A 1108-nucleotide genomic window follows, 5' to 3' on the forward strand; every position below is an offset into this window, starting at 1 on the left:
GCCTTGGGCAGCTCGGTCAGCCAGCTCGTGCTCGGCGAGGGCGCCGAGGTGACGTGGCTGATCGTCCAGGAGCAGCCGGAAACGGCGGCGCATCTGGCGCAGTTCAAGGCCCATATCGGCAAGAATGCGAAACTGACGTTGTTTGTCATGAACGCCGGCGGCAGACTGGTGCGCCAGGAGATCATGGTCAGGACGACTGGCGAAGGCGCCGATTTCAAGCTGCGCGGCATCAACCTCCTGGCCGGCGACACCCATACCGACGTGACCATGGTGCTCGACCACGCCGTGCCGCACACGACCTCGACGGAAGTCATCCGCAACGTGGTGACGGGCAAGGCGCGCGGCGTCTTCCAGGGTCGCATCAACGTCCATCAATATGCGCAGAAGACCAACGCCAAGATGGCCTGCAACACGCTGCTGCTGTCGGACGACGGCGAGTTCTCGACCAAGCCCGAGCTTGAAATCTTCGCCGACGACGTGATTTGCGGCCACGGCGCGACGGTCACCGAGATCGACCATAACCATCTGTTCTACCTGATGGCGCGCGGCGTCGACGAGAAAAGCGCGCGGGGCTTGCTCGTCAAGGCCTTCGTCGCCGAGGTGATCGAGGAACTTGACGACGAGGCAATCGTCGAAGCGCTGGAGGCGCGGCTCGACGGCTGGTTCGCGGCGCACGGGTGATTTGATGAACGCACCGGGCAAGATCGGAGATTTCTACGACGTCGAAGCGATCCGCCGCGATTTCCCGATCCTGTCGCGGGAAGTCTATGGCAAGCCGCTGGTCTATCTCGACAATGGCGCCTCGGCACAAAAGCCGCAGGCGGTGCTGGACACAATCCAGCATGCCTATTCCCAGGAATACGCCAACGTCCATCGCGGCCTGCATTTTCTCTCGAACGCCGCGACCGATGCCTACGAAAAGGCGCGAGAGACGGTGCGCCGCTTCCTCAATGCGCCGAGCACCGACAACATCATCTTCACCTCGAACACGACTTCGGCCATCAACACGGTCGCCTATGGCTATGGCATGCCCAACATCGGCGAGGGCGACGAGATCGTGCTGTCGATCATGGAGCACCACTCCAACATCGTTCCCTGGCATTTCATC

The 1108-nt window shown here is 61.9% G+C and carries 2 protein-coding genes; both read left to right on the forward strand.

Annotated elements, in window-relative coordinates:
• A partial coding sequence (gene sufD, locus EN939_RS35305; RefSeq protein WP_127271954.1) for a Fe-S cluster assembly protein SufD occupies positions 1–681 on the forward strand: 681 nt, incomplete at its 5' end.
• Positions 682–685: 4 nt separating this feature from the next.
• Positions 686–1108 (forward strand): aminotransferase class V-fold PLP-dependent enzyme (locus EN939_RS35310; RefSeq protein WP_127271955.1); only part of this gene is annotated, 423 nt, incomplete at its 3' end.

This window comes from Mesorhizobium sp. M7A.F.Ca.CA.002.05.1.1 (assembly GCF_003998335.1).
In the GTDB taxonomy this organism is placed as follows: domain Bacteria; phylum Pseudomonadota; class Alphaproteobacteria; order Rhizobiales; family Rhizobiaceae; genus Mesorhizobium.